The sequence below is a fragment of the Pedobacter sp. CG_S7 genome (assembly GCF_040544395.1).
GTDB lineage: Bacteria > Bacteroidota > Bacteroidia > Sphingobacteriales > Sphingobacteriaceae > Pedobacter.
In genome coordinates this window covers 1-23,284 of the sequence record NZ_JBEONS010000023.1, presented here as the reverse complement: position 1 = coordinate 23,284, position 23,284 = coordinate 1, and the positions used below count along the sequence as shown (strand labels likewise).

Genomic DNA, 23,284 nt, shown 5'->3' with positions numbered 1-23,284 from the left:
CATTTAAACGTTATGCCATTGCAGGAATTTCACCTACAACAACTTTTTTATTATTTTCTTCTACATCCCGGCTCACACTCAATATAATTCCGAAGGCAATACTGGTAAAAATCATAGAAGTTCCACCCATACTTACCAATGGTAAGGGCACTCCAGTAACTGGACCTAAGCCTACTGCTACAGCCATATTAGCAAATGCCTGTATAGTTAAACTAAAACTTAACCCTGCGGCAAGCAAAGCGCCAAATGCCTTAGGACTTTGGGTAACAATTCTTACACACCTGTAGAGCAACACCAGATACAATACTATAATGACAAGGGCTCCTACCAGCCCATATTCTTCTACGATTATGGCAAAAATAAAATCTGAATAAGGGTGTGGTAAAAAGTTACGCTGTATACTGTTGCCCGGACCTTTACCAAATATGCCGCCTGCTGCCAATGCTATTTTTGCCTGATCGGCCTGATATGTTTTATCAGAATTCTGCAATTCAGGATGAAGAAACGAGTTGATCCTTGATTTATAAGTATCCCGTCTTGGCCCTAAAAAAACAACCAACAATAAGAGCACTAATCCACCAGCACAAACAATAGCAATTTGCTTAATGCTGATACGGCCAATAATTAACAATAAAATACTTACCCCAAAAAGCATAAGGGCAGTGGATAAGTTAGCCAGCGCAATCAGAATAAAGACAATGAGTACTGAACCCATAATTGGTACAAATGCTTTCTTTACATCTTTAATATTCTCTTGTTTACGGGTTAACATCCGCGCTAAAAAGGTAATTAGCGCCAACTTAGCCAAATCGGAAGTTTGAAAAGTTAAGCCAATAATTGGAATTTTAACCCATCTGGAAGCTTCATTTAGACTGGCCCCAAAAACAAGGGTGTAAAACAGTAAAGGTATGGTTACTATCATCAGCACCTTAGATATACCGGCGTAATATTTATAATCAAGCAGGTGCGAAATATAGATCATACCAATACCCATCACCACAAAAATAAGGTGCTTAGTGAGGAGGAGTTTTTCTACAGTCTCCCCATGTTTATAGGCAAGCGTACCTGTTGCACTATAAACAGCAAGAATAGAAATTAGAGACAATAAAATGATAATCAACCAGATCCATCTGTCGCCTTTGGTTTTCTCTAAAATTGCATTAACGGCCTTCATATTCTTATAATTCTTTTACTGCTATTTTAAACTGGTTGCCACGGTCTTCATAGCTTTGAAACAAATCAAAACTTGCACAAGCAGGCGATAATAATACAGTATCACCCTTTTTGGCAAGATGATAAGCAACTTGTACCGCTTCCACTGCTGAAAATGTATTGACAATGATGTCTACATCATTATCAAATGCTTTGTGAATAGCTTTGTTGTTTTTACCCAAACACACTATAGCTTTAACTTTATCTTTCACCAACTCTTTAAGCATGCTATAATCATTTCCTTTATCAACACCTCCCATAATAAGGACCACTTTGGTGCTCATGCTTTCCAGGGCATACCAAGTGGAGTTTACATTAGTTGCCTTAGAATCGTTGATATATTCAACACCAGAAATTATCGCAACATGCTCCAGGCGGTGTTCAATATTTCTCATATCCCTCATACTTTCCCGAATAGTGAGGTTTCGGATGTCTAAAATTTTCGCTACAATTCCAGATGCCATTGAATTGTAGATGTTATGCTTGCCTTGTAAGGCTAATTCTGTTATAGACATGGTGAATTGGTTTTGAGGGTTTATGTTAATTTGAAGATCATTACCTGCTAAACAGGCACCTTTCTCAACTTCTTTTAAAATAGAAAAAGGATATTTAATAGCTTGAATATTGGTGCTATTTAAAGCATTAATGATCTCCTCGTCGTCAGCGCAATAAATGAAATAATCACTTGCAGTTTGGTTTTGTATAATGCGTATTTTTGAGGCAGCATATTTTTCCATCTGGTAATCGTAACGATCCAAATGATCAGGTGTAATATTAAGTAGTACGGCAATGTCAGCTTTAAAGTCATACATATCATCAAGCATAAAGCTTGATATTTCCAATACATACCAATCAAATGTTTCGGTAGCTACCTGTGCGGCAAAACTATGCCCAATATTACCTGCCAAACCAACATTCAATCCTGCTTTTTTAAGGATATGATAGGTCAGCATGGTGGTCGTAGTTTTACCATTAGACCCGGTTATGCAAATGGTTTTCGCATGAGTATAACGTTTTGCAAATTCAATTTCCGACACCACTGGTATACCATTGGCCCTTATTTGTTTAATAACCGAAGCATGTTCAGGTATACCTGGACTTTTGATAACTTCTGTCGCATTTAATAGCAGCACCATTGTATGTTGCAGTTCTTCAAAAGGAATATTTAGTCGCTCTAACGTTTCTTTATAACCTGGTGCAATAGCTCCGGAATCCGACACAAAAACTTCACAACCCTGCTTTTGAGCAAGCATAGCTGCCCCTATTCCACTTTCTCCAGCTCCTAATATGACGATGCGCTTTTCCATTATCTAACTTTTAAGGTGATGATGGTGATTATAGCGAGCAATATGCTGATAATCCAGAACCGGGTAACAATTTTGGCTTCATGATATCCCTTTTTCTGGTAATGGTGATGTAATGGAGACATTAGAAACACTCTTCTGCCTTCACCAAAACGTTTCTTGGTATATTTAAAATAGCTTACCTGTATCACTACGGACAAGATTTCTATTAAAAACACGCCACATAAAATAGGTATTAGCCATTCTTTTCTAATCATTATGGCAAAAGCGGCAATAATACCCCCTATAGCCAAGCTCCCTGTGTCGCCCATAAAGACTTGGGCAGGGTAAGAATTATACCATAAAAAGCCCACACAGGCGCCCACAAAAGCGCCAGCAAAAATCATCAGTTCGCCAGAATTCGGTATATACATGATATTCAGGTAATCAGCAATCACGGTATTTCCAGAAACATAGGCCAGCAAACCAAGGGTAATTCCAATAATTGCAGAAGTGCCTGTGGCAAGCCCATCTATACCATCTGTTATGTTTGCCCCATTGGAAACCCCGGTAACAATGATAACGGTAAATAAAAGGAATACTGCAAGGGCATATTTCTCATAACCATCCCCTAAAAACTTAACAACCTTTGCATAATCAAATTCATTTTTCTTATAAAAAGGGACATTGGTTTTGGTAGATTTAACATCCTGAGTATAATAGTAACTTCCAGCTTTTTCCCTTAAAATAATAGGAGCTGTTGCACTTGGCTTTTCTGTTTCAGAAACCGTTTGGCGCACTACAATATTTGGATTAAAATACATAGTATATCCAATAATTAATCCTAAGCCCACTTGCCCAACTACTTTGAACTTGCCGGCAAGTCCTTCTTTATTCTTTTTAAAAACTTTAATATAATCATCCAGAAACCCAACTGCACCCATCCACACGGTGGTAATGATCATCAGGATAACATAAATATTCGTCAAATTAGCAAGTAACAAAGTTGGCACTAAAATACCCAGCAGAATAATGAGCCCACCCATAGTTGGGGTTCCCTGTTTCTGCATTTGGCCTTCTAAGCCTAAGTTTCTTACCGTTTCACCTACTTGTTTCTTTTGGAGGTAGTTGATCAATCTTCTACCATAAACAGTGGTGATGATCAGGGAAATTATGATGGCAAGGGAAGTTCTGAAGGTAATGTATTGAAACAACCTTAATCCTGGGAAGTCGTAATGCTGACGTAAATATTCTATTAAATGATATAACATTAGCTGATTAAGTTTAACTGTTCCATTAATATCTCTTTATCATCAAAATGATGCCTTACCCCGTTAATTTCCTGATATTTTTCATGTCCTTTACCGGCGAGTAAAATAATATCACCAGGTTTAGCGAGTAAGCATGCTGTTTTAATGGCTTCCTTTCGGTTTAAGATGGTTAAGGTTTTACGCCTATTTGTTGGGGAAACACCTAATTCCATCTCTTCTACAATGGTTTGAGGGTTTTCTGTACGCGGATTGTCGGAAGTCAAAATAACTTTATCACTCCAATCACAGGCAACTTGTGCCATGATCGGGCGTTTGGTTTTATCCCTATCGCCACCACAACCAATGACGGTAATCACTTGTTCTATACCTTTCCTGATGTCTTGTATGGTACTTAAAACATTTTGTATGGCATCAGGTGTATGTGCATAATCGACAATACCAATAATATTTAATTTATTACTTACATAATCAAACCTACCTTCTGCACCGGTAAGGTTACTTAAAACCGTTAGCACATTTAATTTATCTTCTCCGAGCAACATGGCTGTTCCATAAACTGCCAATAAATTCGACGCATTAAATGAGCCTACTAGCTTAAAGAAAACATCAACATCATCGATTTCCAAGTTTAGTCCGCTAAACCTGTTCTCAATAATTCTGGATTTAAAATCTGCCATTTGCTTTAAGGCATAAGTTTTCTTTAATGCTTTGGTATTCTGAAGCATTACTACTCCATTCTTATCATCTGCATTTACGAGTGCAAAAGCTGATTTAGGCAGAACATCAAAAAAAGCTTTTTTTGCTTTCAGGTAATTGTCAAATGTTTTATGAAAATCTAAATGATCATGCGTGAGATTCGAAAAAACCCCACCGGCAAATTGAAGTCCTTCAATTCTGTGCTGTGCCACTGCATGTGAACTTACTTCCATGAAACAGAAATCACATCCCGTGTTTACCATTTTATCTAAAAGCTCGTTTAAAGCAATTGGATTTGGTGTAGTGTGTGTAGCAGTTAAAATCTCCTCATTGATTTGGTTTTGAACAGTTGATATTAGCCCTACTTTGTAACCCAATTCAATAAAAAGTTTAAATAATAGTGTAGCTATGGTTGTTTTGCCATTCGTTCCGGTAATGCCAATCAACTTTAATTTGGCTGAAGGATGACCATAAAAGTTAGCTGCCATTTTGCCTAACGCCAAATTCGTATCTTCTACTTGTATATAGGTAACATCTTCTTTTAATTCGGGAGGTATTTCTTGACAAATGATGACACTAGCACCTTTATCAATCGTTTGATTGATAAAGGCATTTCCATCAGACAAAGCTCCTTTTACGGCAAAGAATATGGCGTCCTGAACAACTTGTCTGGAGTCAAAAGTTAAAGCATTAACATTTCTATTGGTAGATCCGACCAGTTTTGTTATTGCTACACCATATAATATATCTTGCAATTCCATCCTAATTTAATTCTATTTGAACTGATAAGCCTTTTCCTATTTTACTTCCTGCAGGAATGGACTGGCTAAATACTTTCCCACTACCTTTAACCTGCGCTTTTAATCCGGCATTGCCCACAAGATATAAGGCATCTTTAAGCCCCATGCCATTAATATTAGGCATATACCCTTTTACATCACTATATTCCTGGAATACAATGCCATTGGTTGTATCGATGCTGTTAAAGTAATCAGATTTTGCAGCATATAAACTTTTTATTCCAAAAGCCTGATAAACTTTTTTGATATCTTTTGATTGTCCGGCTTTGGCCTGCGGGCTAACCGTATTTCCTACTAAACGATCTGTAACCTCATTATACATTTGCATGTCGCTGGCATAAATTCTATCGGCAATTTCTCTGAAAGGTGGGCCAGCAACAAGTGCAGCGTAATAAAGTCCTTGGGGATCGTTAACGGTTACCATTAAGGAGTATTTTGGTTTATCTGCAGGGAAATAACCACAAAATGAAGATTGGTATTGTTTCTTTGCCTTATATCCCCTATTTCCATCAGCCACTTGAGCTGTTCCTGTTTTACCCGCTATCCTATAAAAAGGAGAAGCCAGACTTCTCCCTGTTCCATTCAAAAACACACCTTCCAGCAAAGCTTTCGCCTTACCCAATGTTTCATCTGAACAAATTTTCTCATTTACAACTCTGGCTTTGAATTGTTCAATTGGATTCCCTAATCTTCTTATTTCTTTCACAAAGATGGGTGCAACATACCTTCCATTATTAGCAACCGCATTATAAAAGGATAATAATTTTAAAGGCGTAAGCTGCATCTCATAACCATAAGCCATTTGAGGCAATGTCATATTTTTGTTCCAGCTTTTATTCTTAGGATTTTTAACTACAGGCTTTGCTTCCCCTGGTATTTGAAGACCTAACTTCTCATTCAAATGCCAATCATACAGATGGTCTGTAAAGCGGGATTGTTCTTCTTTGTAATGCGTATTTACCAATTCTGCAATAGCGGCATTAGAAGATTCTTCAAATGCCTGTTTTACAGTAACAACTCCAATGCTACCATGAGAATCTCTAATAGTATGACCCGGAATTCTATAATTGCCAGTATTTACCAAAGTATTGGTATCAACTTTTTTATCTTCCAATAAAGCCATATAAGAAGCGAGTTTAAAAGTTGACCCCGGATCCTGATTGCCAGCAATAGCATAATTAAACAGCTCTTTATAAACCCCTTTAGAAACCCTAGTGAAATTAGCAACGGCTCTCACTTCACCCGTTGCGACCTCCATTAAAATTACTGAGCCATGATGTGCATCGCTAGCGATCAATTGCTTTTCTAATGCATTTTGCGCCAGGTCCTGCATATTGATATCTATGGTAGAAATAATATCTGCACCATCTTTTGGCGCAATTTCAGCCTCCTCATTTACAGGCATCCAAACGCCACCAGCAATTCGCTGCACTAATCTTTTACCACTTTCGCCATTAATGTAATCACTATAAGCACCTTCCAAACCAACAGCATTAGCAACATTTACATTTTTATAACCAATGGTTCTTGCTGCCAGCGCCTGAAAAGGTAAAATTCTTTTATTCTTTTGAATAGCAATTAAACCACCTGTATATTTCCCTATGTTAAACAATGGAAATGTACGTATCGTTTTAAGATCCTGATAATTTACTTTACGTTTAATTAACAAATAACGTGCAGTATCCTGCCTTGCAGAACGTAAAAACCGGGCATATGCTTTCGGTGTTTTATCTCCAAAAAACTGAGATAATCGTAAAGCCAAAGAATCTACTTTTCCATAAAACACATCATTATCTTGTATACCACCTGCAAAAACATCCATGTGTAATTCATACTCAGGAACAGAGGTAGCCAATAAACTTCCATCGTTAGAATAGATATTACCACGAGCGGCTTCAATATTAATGTACTTTGTAGAGAGACTGTCGGCCATGGCACGCCATTTAGCTCCCTCTACAAACTGTACATCGCATAACCTTACCAACACTGCTACGGCAAGCAATACAATCAGTCCAAAAGACAGATAAACACGCAATAAGATGTTCGCTCTAATATTCATCGTAACTTACAATTATCTTTTTAGGGGGCTCAGTTAGTACTTTTATGCCTAAAGTATCAACCTTTTTTGCTACTTCTGTGAGCTTACTTTTAAACATCAGATCGGCTTTCAAAGACTTATACTCCCAACTTAATTCTTTCACTTCTTTACTCAACTTATCTATATCCCTGATATTTTTCACAGCCATGTGACTGTTGGCAATATAAAGCATACACAAAAAGGATATAAACAACAAAAACGGCAACATTTCTGTCGCAGCTTCCTTAGTAACCACACCCTCAGTTAATAGCTTTTTAAAAAAGGTTTTTCCATTTTCCGGATTTTTCACTTTTTTATCAACCTTTAACTGGGGCTCTTCATCTTGCTCAGGATTTTCTTCATTATTTTTCAGAAAACGGTTCATTGTTTTTCCCCAATCCTTAATTTAGCACTTCTCGCCCTGCTATTTCTTGCTAATTCTTCTTCATCTGCTATAACTGCTTTCCGGGTAATAACGTTAAAAGGCTTTTGCTGGTTACCATAAAAATCTTTCTCCACTTCACCTTTGAATTTACCTTTCGCTAAAAAGTTCTTAACGGGCCTATCCTCCAAAGAATGGTAAGACATAATCACTAATCTACCTCCAGGCTTCAGGACTTCAGCTGTTTGTTCAAGAAAACTCTCCAACACCTTAATCTCTCCATTTACTTCTATACGCAAAGCCTGGAAAACTTGAGCCAAGTATTTATTCTCTTTACCTTTTGGGATATGTGCAGCGATTGCTTTTTTGAAATCGGCAAGTGTTAAAATTGGCTCTGCCATTCTTGACGTTGCGATGGCCCTGGCCAGCGATTTAGCATTTTTAACCTCACCATATATACCGAAAATTTTATGCAAATCTTCTTCTGCATATTTATTTAAAACATCAGCAGCAGTAAGGTCACCTTGTTTATCCATCCGCATATCCAATGACGACTCAAATCTGGTTGAAAAGCCTCGCGCGGGTTCATTAAATTGATAGGAAGAAACACCAAGATCTGCAAGAATTCCATCTACCTGTTTATAACCCAACAAACGGAGGTTATTCCTTAAAAAGGCAAAATTCTGGTCTACAAATAAAAAACGGGGATCATCAATTTTATTTCTTTGGGCATCAGGATCCTGATCAAAAGCGATAAGAATACCGTTTTTGTTTAATTTTTTTAAAATCTCTTTTGAATGTCCACCACCACCAAAAGTAACATCCACATAAACGCCATCCGGTTTAATATTTAAACCTGCTATGCATGCATCCAGCAGCACAGGTACGTGGTAATTATTTTCCATCATCCCTCCTATTCAAATTCCCCATTATTTCTTCAGCCAATTTGGCGAAGTTTTCGGGTTCTTGGTCAAATAATGCTTCATAAGCAGTTTTTGACCAAACTTCAATTTTATCAAACTGGCAAGCCAGTACAATCTCTGTGTTGGTTGAAATCCCAACAGACTCCAATAATGGTTTCGGTAAATTAACCCTACCGGTAGCATCCAATGTTAATTCTGTAGCCCCTCTGGTAAAATACCTGATAAAATCCCTTGTTTTCTGTTCATAAGCATTTAATCGACTTAAATCTTCAACAATGGATTGCCATACTTTTTTCGGGTAAATAACCAGGTGTTTTTCAAAACCCCTATTGATGATCAAACCCTCTTGGTCTACATTAGGCAATTGCTTTTTCAGACTAGAAGGCACCATCAAGCGGCCCTTCGCATCTAACTTACAATCAAACTCTCCTAATAGTTGAACCATTCTAATATATACACATTTTATGTAGTGTAAAAATAGGCACTTCTACCACTTTTTACCACATTTTACCACAAAAAGTTTTCAACATATTACATTTTATTTGAATTATTTTAAATACAGGTCTTAAGGGTACTAAAAGGTGGTAAAAACAGAAAAGCGCCTCCATCTAGGGGAGTCGCTTTTCTCAATTATAACTTTAAAAATTATTACATTAACTCTAAGTATTAGGAATTAATCGCCTTAACGCCAGGCAATTCTTTTCCCTCCATGTATTCCAGAAGAGCACCGCCACCTGTAGACACATAACTTACTTTATCTTCCATGTTGAACTTAGCAATAGCCGCTGCAGAATCGCCTCCACCAATTAAAGAAAAGGCATCATTTTCTTGTGTTGCTGCCACAACAGCATCTACAATTGCCCGGGTACCATGAGCAAAATTGTCCATTTCAAAAACACCCATTGGTCCATTCCATAATAAGGTTTTAGAATTTTTAATGACTTCAGAAAACAATTCAATACTTTTTGGGCCAATATCTAATCCCATCCAATCTTGTGGAATTTCACCTGTATTCACTGTTTTCTTATCTGCCTCATTATCAAACTTATCAGCAATTACGGTATCTAGAGGCAAAAAGATTTTCACTCCTTTAAGTTTAGCTTTTTCCAGTAGCTCTAAACAAAGGGGCATTCTATCAGCCTCTAATAATGATGTGCCAATTTCACCTCCCTGGGCTTTAGCAAAAGTGTAAGCCATACCACCGCCAATAATCAGGTTATCAACTTTATCTAATAGGCTTTCAATGAGAAGAATCTTATCTGAGACTTTAGCTCCTCCCATGATTGCTGTAAATGGCTTAACAGCATGATGGTTAACTTTTTCAGCATTTTTCAACTCTTCTGCCATTAAGTAACCGAAATATTTTGCAGTTGGAAAAAATTCAGCAACAATTGATGTAGAAGCATGAGCACGATGTGCTGTTCCAAAAGCATCATTAACATACACATCTCCCAGACTTGCCAACTTACCGGCAAATTCTTTATTTCCTTCTTCTTCTTCTTTGTAAAAACGTAAATTCTCTAGCAACAATACTTGTCCAGGAACTAAATTTAAAGCTTTATCAGTTGCTTCTTGTCCAATACAATCTGTTGAAAACTTCACTTCTAGGTCAAGCATTCTTGAAAGATCACCTAGAATATGTTTTAATGAAAACTTAGCTTCAGGACCACCTTTAGGTCTCCCCAAATGAGACATTAAAATTACTGAACCGCCATCATTTAAAATCTTATTAATAGTTGGCAAAGCAGCGCGCATACGCTTATCATCTGTAATGTTAAATTCTTTATCCAGAGGAACATTAAAATCTACTCGAAGTAAAGCTTTTTTGTCTTTAAAATTGCACTGATCTATTGTTTTCATCATTTTATTTAAATTATATAACATTTTAAAATGCATTCCTACGCCGGGTATCTCAAACTCATCAGAAATGACATCAAAGCCTAAATTTTTATAAAAGCCGGCAGCCGAACTCCTTGCATTGCACCAAATATAAGAAGCATTAGCTGCTAATAGTTCATTTTTTGCAAAATTTATCATCTCCCTTCCATAACCGTATCCAGCAAATACAGGGTCTGTAGCCATTCCACGAAGCCTATAACCTCCCTTAACATTCGCTGGATGGTCTTCCGGAAAAAAACTGCCAATGCAAATTACTTTCTCCTTCATAACAATCCCCAGGTGGAATCCCTGGACATCGGTTTGAAAAACACATTGATCTAAAGGTATATTACTTCTTAAAACACGGCTTCTCAACAAAAGTGTATCTTCTGAACGAATATAACTAACCATTATTTTTCTGAAATTTTTAAAATTAAATCAACCAATCTGGCAGAATAACCAGATTCATTATCATACCAACCAACTACTTTAACCAGGTCGCCAACAATGGAAGTGAGCTGTGAATCAAAAATGCAGGAATGAGGATTATCTATTATATCAACCGAAACTATTGGATCTTCAGTATATTCAAGGATGGATTTCATTTCAATTTCTGAGGCCCTTTTAAATACTGCATTAATTTCGGAAATGGTAGCCGGTTTTTTTAAAATACAAGTAAAGTCTGTTAGCGAGCCATTAAGTACAGGGACACGAATCCCTGCTCCTCCAAGCTTACCATCCAAATGGGGAAAAACATGAGTTATGGCTTTAGCGGCACCTGTAGTAGTAGGAATAATAGATGCTGAAGCTGCTCGAGCTCTTCGCAAATCTTTATGTGGTGCGTCATGCAAATTCTGATCACCGGTCATAGAATGAATTGTTGTAATATATCCATCAGCAATGCCCCAATTGTCATCCAGTAGCTTCACCATTGGTGCAACATTATTGGTGGTACATGATGCATTAGATAAAATGGAAGATTTAAGGTTGATTTCTGAGTCATTTACGCCCAAAATCACCATAGGAATGTCTTTATCACTCGCAGGCGCTGAAATCAATACTTGCTTGGCACCAGCTTCGAGGTGTAAAGATGCTTTACGCCGGGAAGTATGCATTCCGGTAGCCTCCAAAACTAAATCAATATCTAGTTCCAACCAGGGTAATTCATTTGCAATTGGATTAGAAAAAATCAGGATTCTTTTTCCATTAATGACAATTGCATGGTCTTCAACCTTTACGGTTCCTTTAAAACCACGATGTACAGTATCATATTTAAACAAATGGGCAAGCGTAGCAGGAGGTGCAAGATCGTTGATGGCAACAACATTCAAGTTATTATCCAGTGCTGCACGTAAAAAAATGCGTCCAATTCTACCAAAACCATTAATAGCTATATTCATATTCATGAGGTCGCAAAAATACCTATATTCTGTATAGTTATTTTAGATAATTCCAATTAAGTTTTTTGAATCAAAGTCTTTTTCAAGAGATAATCAATTCTTATATTAAAAAGAATACAAGTTATTAAAAGGATCAGAGACAGAAACACATCACCAATATCATATAGCAATATGACAAAAAAAACCATGACAAGCGTATAAAAAGTGAGCAGAAATACAATTTGCCAGTCACAGAAGCCAAGTTTCCTCAAACGATGGTGAATATGATTTTCATCGCCTCTAAATGGTGATTTATTTAATCTCAAGCGAATAAAGAAAACACGAAAGGTATCATAAACTGGCACTATAAATAAGGCAAGAACAACAACAGAACTGGTATAAATGGAATAAAAAACTTCTTTATTAAGCTCAATGAACCTCAATGCCACCACAGATGATATAAAACCAATAATCATAGAGCCCGAATCGCCCATAAATACCTTTGCCGGAGAAAAATTAAATACCAGAAACCCACATAAGGTTCCAAATAATACGAAAGCTAAACCACCATATAATAAATCTCCGTTTAAGATGAGGGCTAAACCTAGTATTAAATTAATTACGGCTCCAAGCATTGCAGCCAAACCATCAATTCCGTCTATTAAATTGAAAGCATTAACAACATAAACCAGTAAAACTACAGAAAATATAGTGCCTGCAAATGCATTTATTGCCATACTATCAAAAATAAAAGTAAGGTATTTTATCTCTCCATAAGTTACAACAAAAATCACAACGAAAATTTGGATCACAAATTTAACCCAAGCTTTAAGATCGAAAATATCATCATTTAAGCCTAATAAAAACAAAAAAATGACAGCCAAATAAAAAGAAAAATCTGGAGATTCACCCAAGTCGTTAATAAAAAAGAAAAGCCCCATAAAAAAGGCAACAAAAATACCTACTCCCCCTAACCTTGAAATATGATGTGGACTACTTTTCAAAGAATGGTTCCTATCATAAAACTTATATTTATTTGATAACCAAATTATTACATAAAGTAATAATATCACACTCAAAAATGAAAGAACTGCGATAATGAAGTAATACATCATAAAAATTGTTCAATTTTTCTTAATTTTTTACCAACTATAGCCACTAGCGGAATTGGAATATCATTTAAAATCATAGCCCGGTAATCCTCAGAACAAGCTCTTAGCAATTGCTTGACACTTCCATTGCTAACTCCACCCATTCTCATTTTCACAAATAACTGATCAACAAAAACAGCAACAATTTGATGTTTATAGAAAAACCTTAAAATTAATTCATAATCTGAGGAGTGACCATATTCCATGGAATAATTACCATGTTTAAAAAAAACTTCCTTTTTGATATAGATAGTGGGATGTGGGGGCATCCAACCATATTTAACAGCATTTCTGCGGAAAGATTTTGAACGCCATCTCCTAATCACTTGATTGATATCGTTTCGAGAGGTATAATTCAAATTTCCATATACAGCATCACATGTTGAATTTTTGAAATTTTCTACGATGGTTGATATCACATGAGCATTCGCCAGCACATCATCTGCATTCAAAATCCCAATTATTTCACCTGTTGCTACACTTAATCCTTTATTTAAGGCAGAATAAATGCCTTCATCAGGAACGGAAATAAAATAATCAATAGAGGGTAAATATTTTTCGATAACAGCTATCGTTCCATCAACAGACTTTCCATCTATCACAATGTATTCAATGTTTTTATGAGTTTGTATCAAAATCGAATCAATGCAATCTGATATATAATTTGCACAATTTAAAACTACAGTAATTATACTAACTTTCATTTTTAATTAATAGATTTACATCAAAAGTAACACAAAATAAATATAAGTAAAATATTATTTTAACATAACATATAATTGTATTTTTTAAATTAAAAATAAAAAGCTGTATGGAACAACCTCTTAGTTATATAAAATACATAAAGATTCTATGGAACAAATGGTATTACCTTTTAGCTTCAGTAGTGCTATCGATTATCTGTGGCTATTTTTTTATTTATTTAACAGCACCAAGTTACAGTGCTAGTGCTTCAATTAAACTTGACGAAAAGAAATCAGAGTTATCTGAATTAATCAATATTAAAAACATTTATGATCGAACCAGTAAATCAGAATCAGAGAAATTAATTATCTATTCAAGGAATGTATTAACAAAAGCAATTATTGCATTAGACTATAAAACATCCTACTTTTCAAATGAGCACTATTACCTTACGGATCTCTATCCGCAAAAGCCAATAACTATTCAGGTTATTAAAATCCCAAAAGGAAAAACTCATAATACCTTATTTAAATTTGAAGCCATTAACCATGAAGCGTATAAGCTTTCGTACACTTTTGAGCATTTTGAAAGGACAAGTCAGCATAAATTTGGAAAAACCATTACAATGAATGGTTTTGAGTTTAGAATCTTTGCACCTAAAAATGACAGAAAGCTGCCGCAAACAGTATATTATTTTAGGTTTAATGAAGTAAACGACCTCTTGACAAAGATTAATAAATCATTAAAGATTGATGATAATCAAAACACGAATATTCTCAGCTTAACTTTCACTGCAGCTAACCCTTATTTTGCAAGAGATATATTAAACTCCATTTTACAGGAGTATCAGAAGTTCGACAGGTCACAACGCTCAGTTTCTATCAAACAAACTTCATTATATATTGACACACTTCTTCAAAACATGTCCTTAGTTCTTAAAAAGTCAGCCATAGATATACAGCAATTCAAAGCCTCAAATCAAATGCTAAATGTATCCACAAATGCAGAATCGTTAACTAACCGGCTTACTAGTCTTGAAACAGAAAAGCACAACCTTACTATTCAAAATTTGTTCACAACAGCACTTCGCAAAGTTCTTGAAAGAAACCATAATCTAAATACCCCCAATTTCGATTTACAAGGGGTAGAAGACCAGCAATTGATAATGCTGCTAAATAAGTTCAATTTATTAATCGACAAAAAAACTGAATCTTTAAAAATCTATCAGCCTGAATCTGCTTTTATGATAGATTTAGATGAGCAGATTAATGTAATTAAACTGGCAGTAAGCACCAATATTAAAAGTCAAGATTTAAAAAACAAAGAATTACTTGCCTTTCTCAATAAGCAAATACAGGAAATTAAATTAAGTATTGAATCTACCCCCGGAAAAGAAGGTGATTACATTAGTTTACAATCAGACTTTAACATAAACCAAAAAGTTTATAATTACCTCTCTGAGAAAAAACTTGAAGCACATATTTCAACAGCAGCAGTAACTTCTGGAGCACAAGTCATAGACGATGCAGTACTATCCACCACCCCCGTGTATCCCGTGGAGGCAAGCATTTATAAAGATTTTCTTCTGGCAGGATTGATAATGGGAACATTATCAATATTTATAGTCCGCAATTTAAATCCATTTTTATACGATGTTGAAACCATTGAAGAATTGACTAAAATGCCTATAATTGGCTCCATTAGAAAGCATACAGGATCTTCTGATCAGCATATTATTTTATCAATAGACAATCCAAGATCGCTATTTTCAGAATCTGTGCGGGCCCTGCGGGCCAACTTAAGTTTCATGGTTACTGGAAACAATGGAAAAGTTATATGCATCACTTCAGAAATAGCAGGGGAAGGCAAGTCTTTTACGTCATTAAATCTAGCAGGAACGTTATGCTTGATTGATAAAAAAGTAATTGTTGTTTCAACAGATTTAAGGAAATCACAACTACATAAAACATTTCAAACCAGTAACATTTCAGGGTTAAGTAGTTATTTATCGGGGCAAGAGTTTATTGAAAACCTTTGCCTAGAAACCAGGTTTACAAATTTAGATTTTATTCCAGCTGGTCCCGTTCCTCCAAATCCATCGGAGCTCATTCAATCAGATAAAATGCTTGCTTTAGTAAATTACCTACAGCAACGGTATGATTTCATCATATTAGATTCCGCACCTGTGGGATTAGTATCAGATAGCATTCCCTTAATGAGGATGGCAGACATCAACTTTTTTGTATTACGTTATGGGTTTTCAAGACGTCTGGCGGCAACACTACCAGAAAAACTTTCAAAAGAATTCAATTTATCTAATATGTCAATAGTACTAAATGCCTTTAATAGCAGCCCTGTTCATAAAAGTTATTATAGTCTGTCTTCTAATGAAAAATCTTATGAACACTATGCTAGCGTAAACGAAAATAAGTTCTAAAATGGATTCAAACGACAAATTTCTATTTTTAACACTTAGTATTTTTAGTCAAACAGGTGGAATTCAGAAGGTATGCAGAACGATGTGTAAAACACTATCTGACCTTGCTGGAAATCACATAGACTTACAGGTTTTTTCACTTTGTGATAAAACAAAAGATTTAGATGAACGATATCTTGTAACCAAAAGATTTAAAGGTTTCGAATATAATAGGCTTGCATTTGGATTGGAAGCTATAAAAAGTGGTGTTGTTGCAACAACAATTATTATTAGTCATATTAATCTTGCTGCAGTGGCACTTAGCATAAAATTGATTATGCCAAAAACTAACATTATTTTAATTGCACATGGAATTGAAGTTTGGAGATCGATACCCTTTTGGAAATCACTATTTATGCGTAAAGGAATGCGTATTTGGTCTGTTAGTAATTTCACCGCCACACAACTCGTTCAAAAACATAGCATTGATGCCCTGAAGGTTGAAATACTCCACAATTGTCTGGATCCATTCTTTAAACTCCCTGCAACATTCAGCAAGCCCCAATTTCTGCTAAAAAGATACAATCTAACAGAAAAACAGCCAGTACTATTGGTCATTACCAGGATTACTAAAAATGAGCAGGACAAAGGTTATAATCAAATAATTAAATGCTTACCCACACTTTTGAAAGAATTCCCTGATCTGTGCTATCTGCTGGCAGGAGAATGTGATAGGGATGAATGCTTGCGACTATCAGAAATATTAATAAAAAACAACCTTCAACATCAGGTAAAATTAATCGGTTTTATAGCAGAAGAGGAACTCGTCGACCACTATCTGCTAGCAGATATTTTTATACTTACCAGTAAAAAGGAAGGCTTTGGAATAGTACTTATTGAAGCGGCAGGCTGTGGGCGCAAAATCATTTGTGGAAACCAAGATGGAAGCAGGGATGCTGTTTTAAATGGTGAAATAGGAGAAATCATTGACCCTGAAAACATTAAGCAGTTACAAAAAACCATTAGTAAAATTTTAAATAATAAAGATGATTTAAAAACCGCAAGTCAAACACAACAGACCTGCATACAAAACTTTAATTATTCCCAATACAAAAATAAAGTTAAAAAACTCTTAAATGCCTATTAATTGAAAACTGATTATGAGACTTGCAATTGTGGTCACCCATCCCATACAATATTATGTACCTGTATTTCAACTATTGACGGAGAGAATTGAATTAAAAGTATTCTATTCTGCTGAAAACAAAAAGGTTTACGACAACGAGTTTCAACGTGAAATTTGTTGGGATATCCCAATGTTAAGTGGTTATAACTTTGAATGGTTGAAGAATGAAACTAAAAACACTCAAATTTCAAACTTCCAACCACACTGTATTTTAATTTATGGCTGGTCGCCAAAGAGCCATCTTCAATTATTAAGACACTTTAAAAATAAAGTCAAAATCATCTTTAGAGGCGACTCCACTTTATTAAGAAAATTACCTTGGTGGAAGCAATTCACAAAAAAAATATTTTTAACATGGGTATATAAGCATGTGACTATTGCACTTTACACCGGTACTAATAACAAGGATTATTTTAAAAAATTCGGATTGAAAGAAGCCCAATTAATATTTTCGCCCCATGCCATAGATAATGAAAGATTCTCCTTTCTACAAGACACACTTGAAGTGAGGAAAAGTTTAGGTATCTCAAAAACAGATGTATTGGTGCTTTTTACAGGGAAATTCAATGTTAACAAAAACATATTAATGTTATTGCAGGCATTTGTTGAAGTAAATGTAAAAAATACTCACTTACTTTTTATTGGAAGCGGTCAACTGGAAAATGAACTTAAAATTGAGGCTGAGAAATATGCCAATGTTCATGTTTTACCTTTTCAAAACCAACAATTGATGCCAGCATTTTACCAGGCTAGTGATTTGTTTTGTATGCCTTCAAAAACGGAATCCTGGGGACTTTCTATAAATGAAGCAATGGCCTGTGGAAAAGCAGTATTAGCTTCTGATCAATGTGGTGCAGCAGCAGATTTAGTAAAACAGGAAAATGGAAGAATCTTTAAAAGCAATCAGCTTAAACACTTCAAAGAACAGCTCCATTATTTATTAAGCAACCCTATCCTTCTGAGAAATGCCGGTAAACAATCCAGAATTATCATTCATGATTGGAGCTTTAAAATTCAGGTCGAAAATATTTTAAAGTCACTTTATGCATAAAAATAGCACAGCTAAAATCAACCTTATCATAACCATAAGTCTACCATGGTTTTTAACACAACTTTTATTGGAACATCCAATTATGTCATTTCTAATTGCTTTTGGCGGATCTTTTTTCATTTTTTACATTACAATTTTATCACCGTTACGTTGCATTGAGCTGGACAAGTCATTAACACAGCAGATCATGCGCCCAATTGTGCTCCTGCAACTCATATTTGCAGGTTATATGTGCTGTACTTCTATTTTTTATTTTGCAGATCATTTAGGCTTTGAATTCTTAAGTGACAAGCGCTACAGCCACTTTATAGTAAATGAAGAAACGTATTTACTGGCCAGCTGTCAAAGATTGGTGCTCCTTGGCCACATTGCTTTAGTAATGGGATTGATTGCACAATTAAAAACACCACACTTTCAAAAATATAAAATCAGCATTCCAATAACAGAGCTGTTAGTTAAGCTCACGCTAGGTACGATGATCTTTGCCTTCCTAATAAATTTCACCCCAGCCTTAATACAATTCAAATACTATCTTTTATCTGTTTCTACAACCGGACAAGCCTTTATCCTTATTTTGGGCCTTGCCAATAAAAAACCCTTACTCATACTTTTTGGTGGACTTTTATTTGTAATAAATCTACTGAATGCTACAGTATCAGGATTCAAAGAGATTCTGCTTATTAATTTAATTACTATAAGTTTTCTTGCCTACCCGTATTTTAAGAATATCATTACCATTCTTTTTTTACCTGTCCTAATTTTATTAGTATACATTTTACCCACACTTACTACTATAGTAAGAAAAGAATCCTGGACAGGGAACAAAAGCCCACAAGATGCCAGAGCAGAAGCTTATGAGACATTTGCCAGTGGCCGGCAAGAGCTATTAATTACTAATAATAACTGGGCATTTTTAACTAATAGATTAAGTGAAATAGGAATGTTCTCACAGTACATTAAAAATACCCCAGATCATCAGCCCTATTATGGATTGCAAATATTAAGAAACTCACTTTATGCATTGGTACCAAGAGCATTGTGGAGTCAAAAACCGGTTACAGAAAAAACATCAATGGAAAGGGTTTATCGTGCTGGAGTAGCCAATAGGTTATCACCGGTATCTGCAAAAACACGAACAATAATTGATGGTTATTTAAGTGCAGGACTAATTGGTGTATTTTTTACTATGCTAATTTATGGCGCAATTGCTCAATGGCTTTGTAACAAAGCGGAAAAACTATTTGGAGGCTATGAATTGGGTTGTATGGTAATTTTTAACAGTATTTTTCAACCCTTGTGGAGAGGTAATAACTGGGAATTTATCATCAATAATATGGTTTATGGCTTTATACTCATGCTATTAATCTTCTACATTTTAAAACACCTAAAAATAATTAAAATTCAAAGCTTATGATAACGATTCTACAGGTTACACCAGCTTATAAACCTGCTTACATTTACGGCGGACCAACCTTATCTGTTTCCAAATTATGTGAGGAACTCCATAAGAACAATTTCAAAATAAAAGTATTAACGAGCACTGCGAATGGGAATAAGGAGCTTCATGTAAAAACTAACGTTTTAACCAAAGTGGCGAAAGTTGATGTTTATTATTTCTTGCGGCTCACCAAAGACAATACACATTTTACTCCAACGTTACTTTTTAATTTGATAAAAATGATAAAGGAGGATAAATTAGAAAATCCTAACAAATTAGTCATTCACATTCATTCCTGGTGGAATACCATTTCCATATTTTCCTGTATGATAGGTTTGTGGTATAAAATACCTGTATTACTTTCTCCAAGAGGGATGCTGACTACCTATACCTTAAAAAACAGGAATTCATTTTACAAATATCTAATTCACCAATTATTAGGTAAACACCTCTTAAAAAAATGTTATTTACATGTCACTACTGTTAAAGAAAAACAAGATGTCCATAAAACAACAGACAAATATAAAGGGGTAAATATTATTCCAAATTTCGTGGAGTATCCTTGTTTTTTTCATTCAAATGGACGTATAGAAAAACAGCAACCAATTCCAATAAAATTACTTTTCCTGTCAAGAATTGAAGAGAAAAAAGGATTAGATCTATTAATCATGTCATTGCCATTATTAAAAATAAATTGGCAGTTAACTATTGCGGGTCATGGAAAACCCAGTTATGTAAAATACCTGGAACAGCTTTGTCAGGATTTAAAATTACATCAAAAAATTAATTGGATTGGAGCTGTGAACAACATCAAAAAATTTGAAATCATCAGAAAACATGATCTTTTTATTCTTCCATCATACAATGAGAACTTTGCTAATGTAGTCATTGAAAGTCTTTCTGTAGGAACAGCAGTTGTTGTAACCAAAGAAGTAGGACTGGCTAATTATGTATTGAAACATAACCTGGGTTGGGTAACAGAACTGTCCGTTAAAAACATAGCCCATACTATTAATCTCGCTGCTGGAGACTATAATAAACGAGATAGGATAAGAAAAGTAGCCCCTAAAATAATTAGGAAAGACTATTCTGAAATGGGCTTAATAATACAATACACAAATATGTATCATCAAATCTTGAAAAATGTCAACTGAATTTTCATTTATTATTCTAACCTTAAACGAAGAACAGCATTTACCCAAGTTACTAGAATCCATAGCTGGCCTATCTGCTCGCACATTTGTCCTTGATTCTGGAAGCACCGATAAAACGATACAAATTTGTGAACATTATAAAGTAATTACCGCTTTTAATGTGTTTGAAAATCATCCTAAACAATGGAATGTAGCTTTAAACCTATTTGAGATAAATACACCATGGGTTATAGGCCTTGATGCTGATCAAGTAATTACCCCAGAATTATTCCAACTATTGTTAACATTTAAAAATGAACATCACCTGAATATAAATGGAATTTATTTTAACAGGAAAAACATATTTAAAGGCAAGTGGATCAAATTTGGAGGTTATTATCCCAAGTACTTATTAAAAATGTTCCGTTACAATGTAGGATATTCGGATTTAAATGAAAATATGGATCACAAATTTCAAGTGACTGGAAAGACCATAATATGGAAAAGAGGCCATCTGCTAGAGGAAAACTTAAAAGAAAATCATATCAATTTTTGGATAGAAAAACACAACAGATATAGTGACCTCCTGGCAATTGAAGAAATAGAACGTATGCAATTTTTGAGGAAATCACCATTGAAACCAAACTTTTGGGGATCCCCAAATGAGCGTAATGCCTCGTTAAAAGAACTATGGTGGAAATTACCACATTATACAAGGCCTATATTATATTTTAGCTACCGAATGTTTCTCCTAGGTGGTATATTAGATGGCAAAACAGGTGTTATCTATCATTTTCTACAAGGTTTTTGGTTTCGTTTAATTGTTGATATTAAGATAGAAGAAAAACTTAATGATTTAAAAAAAACAAAAACAGTTCCTCAATTGCGACTATATAGAAATGATGAATACCTAAGGTTTTTGTTTCTATTTCCTACACTATTTTTAGTGTTATATTTCTTCAATCTTGCATTTATCGGTTTTACCATACCAGGAGGATATTATATCCAGTTTCTGGATCAATACCTTAATTACATTAATCTATGGAGATATTTTAATATTACAACCACTGCAAACGTACTCAATAAATTGGGCTATGAGGTTTATATTGATACAAACAGACTGCATGTACAAGGAAGGGCAGGCTTTATACTCGTCTACTCTTGTCTGGGCTATGGAATACTTAGTCTATTTGGGGCTTTTGTATTGTCATACCCTAAAACTTTAAAAAACAGATTAATCTATCTAACGTGTGGTGTTTTCGTGTTTCAATTGCTAAACATAACGAGATTCGTATTAACTGCACTTTATTGGAAACCTGCTCCGCTATTTTTAAAAATTAATTCTCATGAAATCTTCAACTGGACTATTTATGCCATAATCGCGATTTCCACTTACCTATGGCTCAATGATAAAAAGATAAAACCCTAAAGAATCAAATGATTAAGACCCAACTTAAAAAAGCTTTTCACACTACCAGTTACAATGTAGGTGGCTCTAAATTTAGAATAGTACTTTGGTACATTACCAATCTCTTCATTTTTAAATCTGGAATAATACCCAATAGTAATATATTAGTGACTATTTTAAGGCTATTCGGAGCGAAAATTGGTATAGATGTTCGTATCAAACCATTTATTGATATTAAATATCCTTGGAAATTAAGAGTAGGAGACCATTCCTGGCTTGCAAACTGTTATATAGAAAATTTAGAAGAAGTCATCATTGGTGAAAATGTCTGTGTATCACAGAAAGCGATGTTATTAACAGGTAACCATAATTATAAGACAACTAGCTTTGACTTAATAACAAGTCCAATTATATTAGAAGATGGGGTATGGATTGGGGCAAATGCAACAGTATGCGCTGGAGTCACGGTTAAATCACATGCAATATTAACAGTTGGTTCAGTTGCAACAAAAGACATGGAAAGGTATTTTATCTATCAAGGAAATCCAGCGGTGAAAACAAAAGCCAGAGTTATAATATAAATTTAATGATAAGAAGCGAATGAGAGTTTTTCACTCCACAACATTTGGCATTGATTAATAAAGGGGGGGCTTTTGGGGGATCAATGCCAAATGTTGTGGGCTGAGGCTAAAAATTTATCTTTGTATTTTGATAAAGATTGATATTTATGCCCACGAGCCACACCTCCATACTCAGATTATTTCTTCCGGATACTATTATAGCTAATTTCGAATTTAAGGGTGTTATACAGGACGAAGAAGCCTTTCAATTCGAACTTGAAGAACTCAACAGTCCACCTGAGGAATGGGGTTCACTTAAAGTACACTCAAACGGTTTCTTTCCGCAAATACAAGTT

The 23,284-nt window shown here is 35.0% G+C and carries 19 protein-coding genes and 2 pseudogenes; 8 read left to right on the top strand and 13 right to left on the bottom strand.

Translation table 11 applies throughout. The features are described 5' to 3' along the window. Window positions 1-10: 10 nt before the first annotated feature. The 13 genes and pseudogenes from AAKU52_RS12390 to AAKU52_RS12330 all read right to left on the bottom strand — a co-directional run bounded on the left by AAKU52_RS12390 (window position 11) and on the right by AAKU52_RS12330 (window position 13,756). Window positions 11-1,174: an FtsW/RodA/SpoVE family cell cycle protein gene (locus AAKU52_RS12390; RefSeq protein ID WP_354333889.1), complete on the bottom strand. Its 1,164-nt coding sequence runs from the start codon at window positions 1,172-1,174 to the stop codon at window positions 11-13. Between the two features lie 4 nt (window positions 1,175-1,178). Further along, on the bottom strand, window positions 1,179-2,519 hold the full coding sequence (murD, locus tag AAKU52_RS12385) for a UDP-N-acetylmuramoyl-L-alanine--D-glutamate ligase (protein WP_354333887.1): 1,341 nt from the start codon (window positions 2,517-2,519) through the stop codon (window positions 1,179-1,181). Next, window positions 2,519-3,766, bottom strand: a complete 1,248-nt coding sequence (gene mraY / locus AAKU52_RS12380) for a phospho-N-acetylmuramoyl-pentapeptide-transferase (protein WP_354333885.1) — start codon at window positions 3,764-3,766, stop codon at window positions 2,519-2,521. The genes murD and mraY overlap by 1 nt, the downstream gene beginning before the upstream one ends. After that, entirely contained in the window at window positions 3,766-5,223 is a 1,458-nt protein-coding gene (locus AAKU52_RS12375; protein ID WP_354333883.1) for a UDP-N-acetylmuramoyl-L-alanyl-D-glutamate--2,6-diaminopimelate ligase, read from the bottom strand. Before AAKU52_RS12375 ends, mraY begins: the two co-directional genes overlap by 1 nt. Window position 5,224: 1 nt before the next feature. Continuing rightward, the gene (locus AAKU52_RS12370) at window positions 5,225-7,321 is read right to left on the bottom strand and encodes a PASTA domain-containing penicillin-binding protein (protein WP_354333881.1); all 2,097 of its coding nucleotides are present in this window, start codon (window positions 7,319-7,321) and stop codon (window positions 5,225-5,227) included. Continuing rightward, window positions 7,311-7,724, bottom strand: a complete 414-nt coding sequence (locus tag AAKU52_RS12365; protein WP_354333879.1) for an FtsL-like putative cell division protein — start codon at window positions 7,722-7,724, stop codon at window positions 7,311-7,313. Before AAKU52_RS12365 ends, AAKU52_RS12370 begins: the two co-directional genes overlap by 11 nt. Beyond that, on the bottom strand, window positions 7,721-8,626 hold the full coding sequence (gene rsmH, locus AAKU52_RS12360) for a 16S rRNA (cytosine(1402)-N(4))-methyltransferase RsmH (RefSeq protein ID WP_354333937.1): 906 nt from the start codon (window positions 8,624-8,626) through the stop codon (window positions 7,721-7,723). The genes AAKU52_RS12365 and rsmH overlap by 4 nt, the downstream gene beginning before the upstream one ends. Continuing rightward, a complete protein-coding gene (mraZ, locus tag AAKU52_RS12355) occupies window positions 8,616-9,089 on the bottom strand; it encodes a division/cell wall cluster transcriptional repressor MraZ (RefSeq protein ID WP_354333877.1) in 474 nt (157 codons plus the stop codon). The genes rsmH and mraZ overlap by 11 nt, the downstream gene beginning before the upstream one ends. Window positions 9,090-9,310: 221 nt before the next feature. Then, complete coding sequence (locus AAKU52_RS12350; RefSeq protein WP_354333934.1) at window positions 9,311-10,504, bottom strand: phosphoglycerate kinase; 1,194 nt, start codon at window positions 10,502-10,504, stop codon at window positions 9,311-9,313. Window positions 10,505-10,552: 48 nt separating this feature from the next. Then, window positions 10,553-10,933 (bottom strand): annotated as a pseudogene (locus tag AAKU52_RS12345) (GNAT family N-acetyltransferase); the annotation flags it as partial. Further along, a complete protein-coding gene (gene gap / locus AAKU52_RS12340) occupies window positions 10,933-11,922 on the bottom strand; it encodes a type I glyceraldehyde-3-phosphate dehydrogenase (RefSeq protein ID WP_354333875.1) in 990 nt (329 codons plus the stop codon). The gene gap and the pseudogene AAKU52_RS12345, both read right to left, overlap by 1 nt. Window positions 11,923-11,978: 56 nt before the next feature. Beyond that, window positions 11,979-12,905, bottom strand: coding sequence for an MraY family glycosyltransferase (locus tag AAKU52_RS12335; protein WP_354333873.1), 927 nt, complete (start codon window positions 12,903-12,905; stop codon window positions 11,979-11,981). Window positions 12,906-13,012: 107 nt separating this feature from the next. Then, the gene (locus tag AAKU52_RS12330; protein WP_354333870.1) at window positions 13,013-13,756 is read right to left on the bottom strand and encodes a glycosyltransferase family 2 protein; all 744 of its coding nucleotides are present in this window, start codon (window positions 13,754-13,756) and stop codon (window positions 13,013-13,015) included. Window positions 13,757-13,863: 107 nt separating this feature from the next. On the opposite strand from AAKU52_RS12330, the gene AAKU52_RS12325 reads away from it, so the two are divergent. The 8 genes and pseudogenes from AAKU52_RS12325 to AAKU52_RS12290 form a co-directional block, all read left to right on the top strand. Then, complete coding sequence (locus tag AAKU52_RS12325; protein ID WP_354333868.1) at window positions 13,864-16,173, top strand: GumC family protein; 2,310 nt, start codon at window positions 13,864-13,866, stop codon at window positions 16,171-16,173. Window position 16,174: 1 nt separating this feature from the next. Continuing rightward, window positions 16,175-17,299 carry a glycosyltransferase family 4 protein gene (locus AAKU52_RS12320; protein ID WP_354333866.1) on the top strand — a complete coding sequence of 375 codons (1,125 nt, stop codon included), beginning with the start codon at window positions 16,175-16,177 and terminating at the stop codon, window positions 17,297-17,299. A gap of 13 nt (window positions 17,300-17,312) precedes the next feature. Next, complete coding sequence (locus AAKU52_RS12315; protein ID WP_354333863.1) at window positions 17,313-18,389, top strand: glycosyltransferase family 4 protein; 1,077 nt, start codon at window positions 17,313-17,315, stop codon at window positions 18,387-18,389. Beyond that, window positions 18,382-19,803, top strand: coding sequence for an exosortase Y-associated Wzy-like protein (locus AAKU52_RS12310; RefSeq protein ID WP_354333861.1), 1,422 nt, complete (start codon window positions 18,382-18,384; stop codon window positions 19,801-19,803). Before AAKU52_RS12315 ends, AAKU52_RS12310 begins: the two co-directional genes overlap by 8 nt. After that, window positions 19,800-20,981, top strand: coding sequence for an XrtY-associated glycosyltransferase XYAG1 (locus AAKU52_RS12305; protein WP_354333859.1), 1,182 nt, complete (start codon window positions 19,800-19,802; stop codon window positions 20,979-20,981). Before AAKU52_RS12310 ends, AAKU52_RS12305 begins: the two co-directional genes overlap by 4 nt. Beyond that, a complete protein-coding gene (locus AAKU52_RS12300; protein ID WP_354333858.1) occupies window positions 20,971-22,389 on the top strand; it encodes a glycosyltransferase in 1,419 nt (472 codons plus the stop codon). The genes AAKU52_RS12305 and AAKU52_RS12300 overlap by 11 nt, the downstream gene beginning before the upstream one ends. Before the next feature lie 8 nt (window positions 22,390-22,397). Beyond that, window positions 22,398-22,949, top strand: coding sequence for a WcaF family extracellular polysaccharide biosynthesis acetyltransferase (locus tag AAKU52_RS12295; RefSeq protein ID WP_354333856.1), 552 nt, complete (start codon window positions 22,398-22,400; stop codon window positions 22,947-22,949). A 146-nt stretch (window positions 22,950-23,095) separates the two neighbouring features. Beyond that, window positions 23,096-23,284, top strand: a pseudogene (locus tag AAKU52_RS12290) (hypothetical protein); the annotation flags it as partial.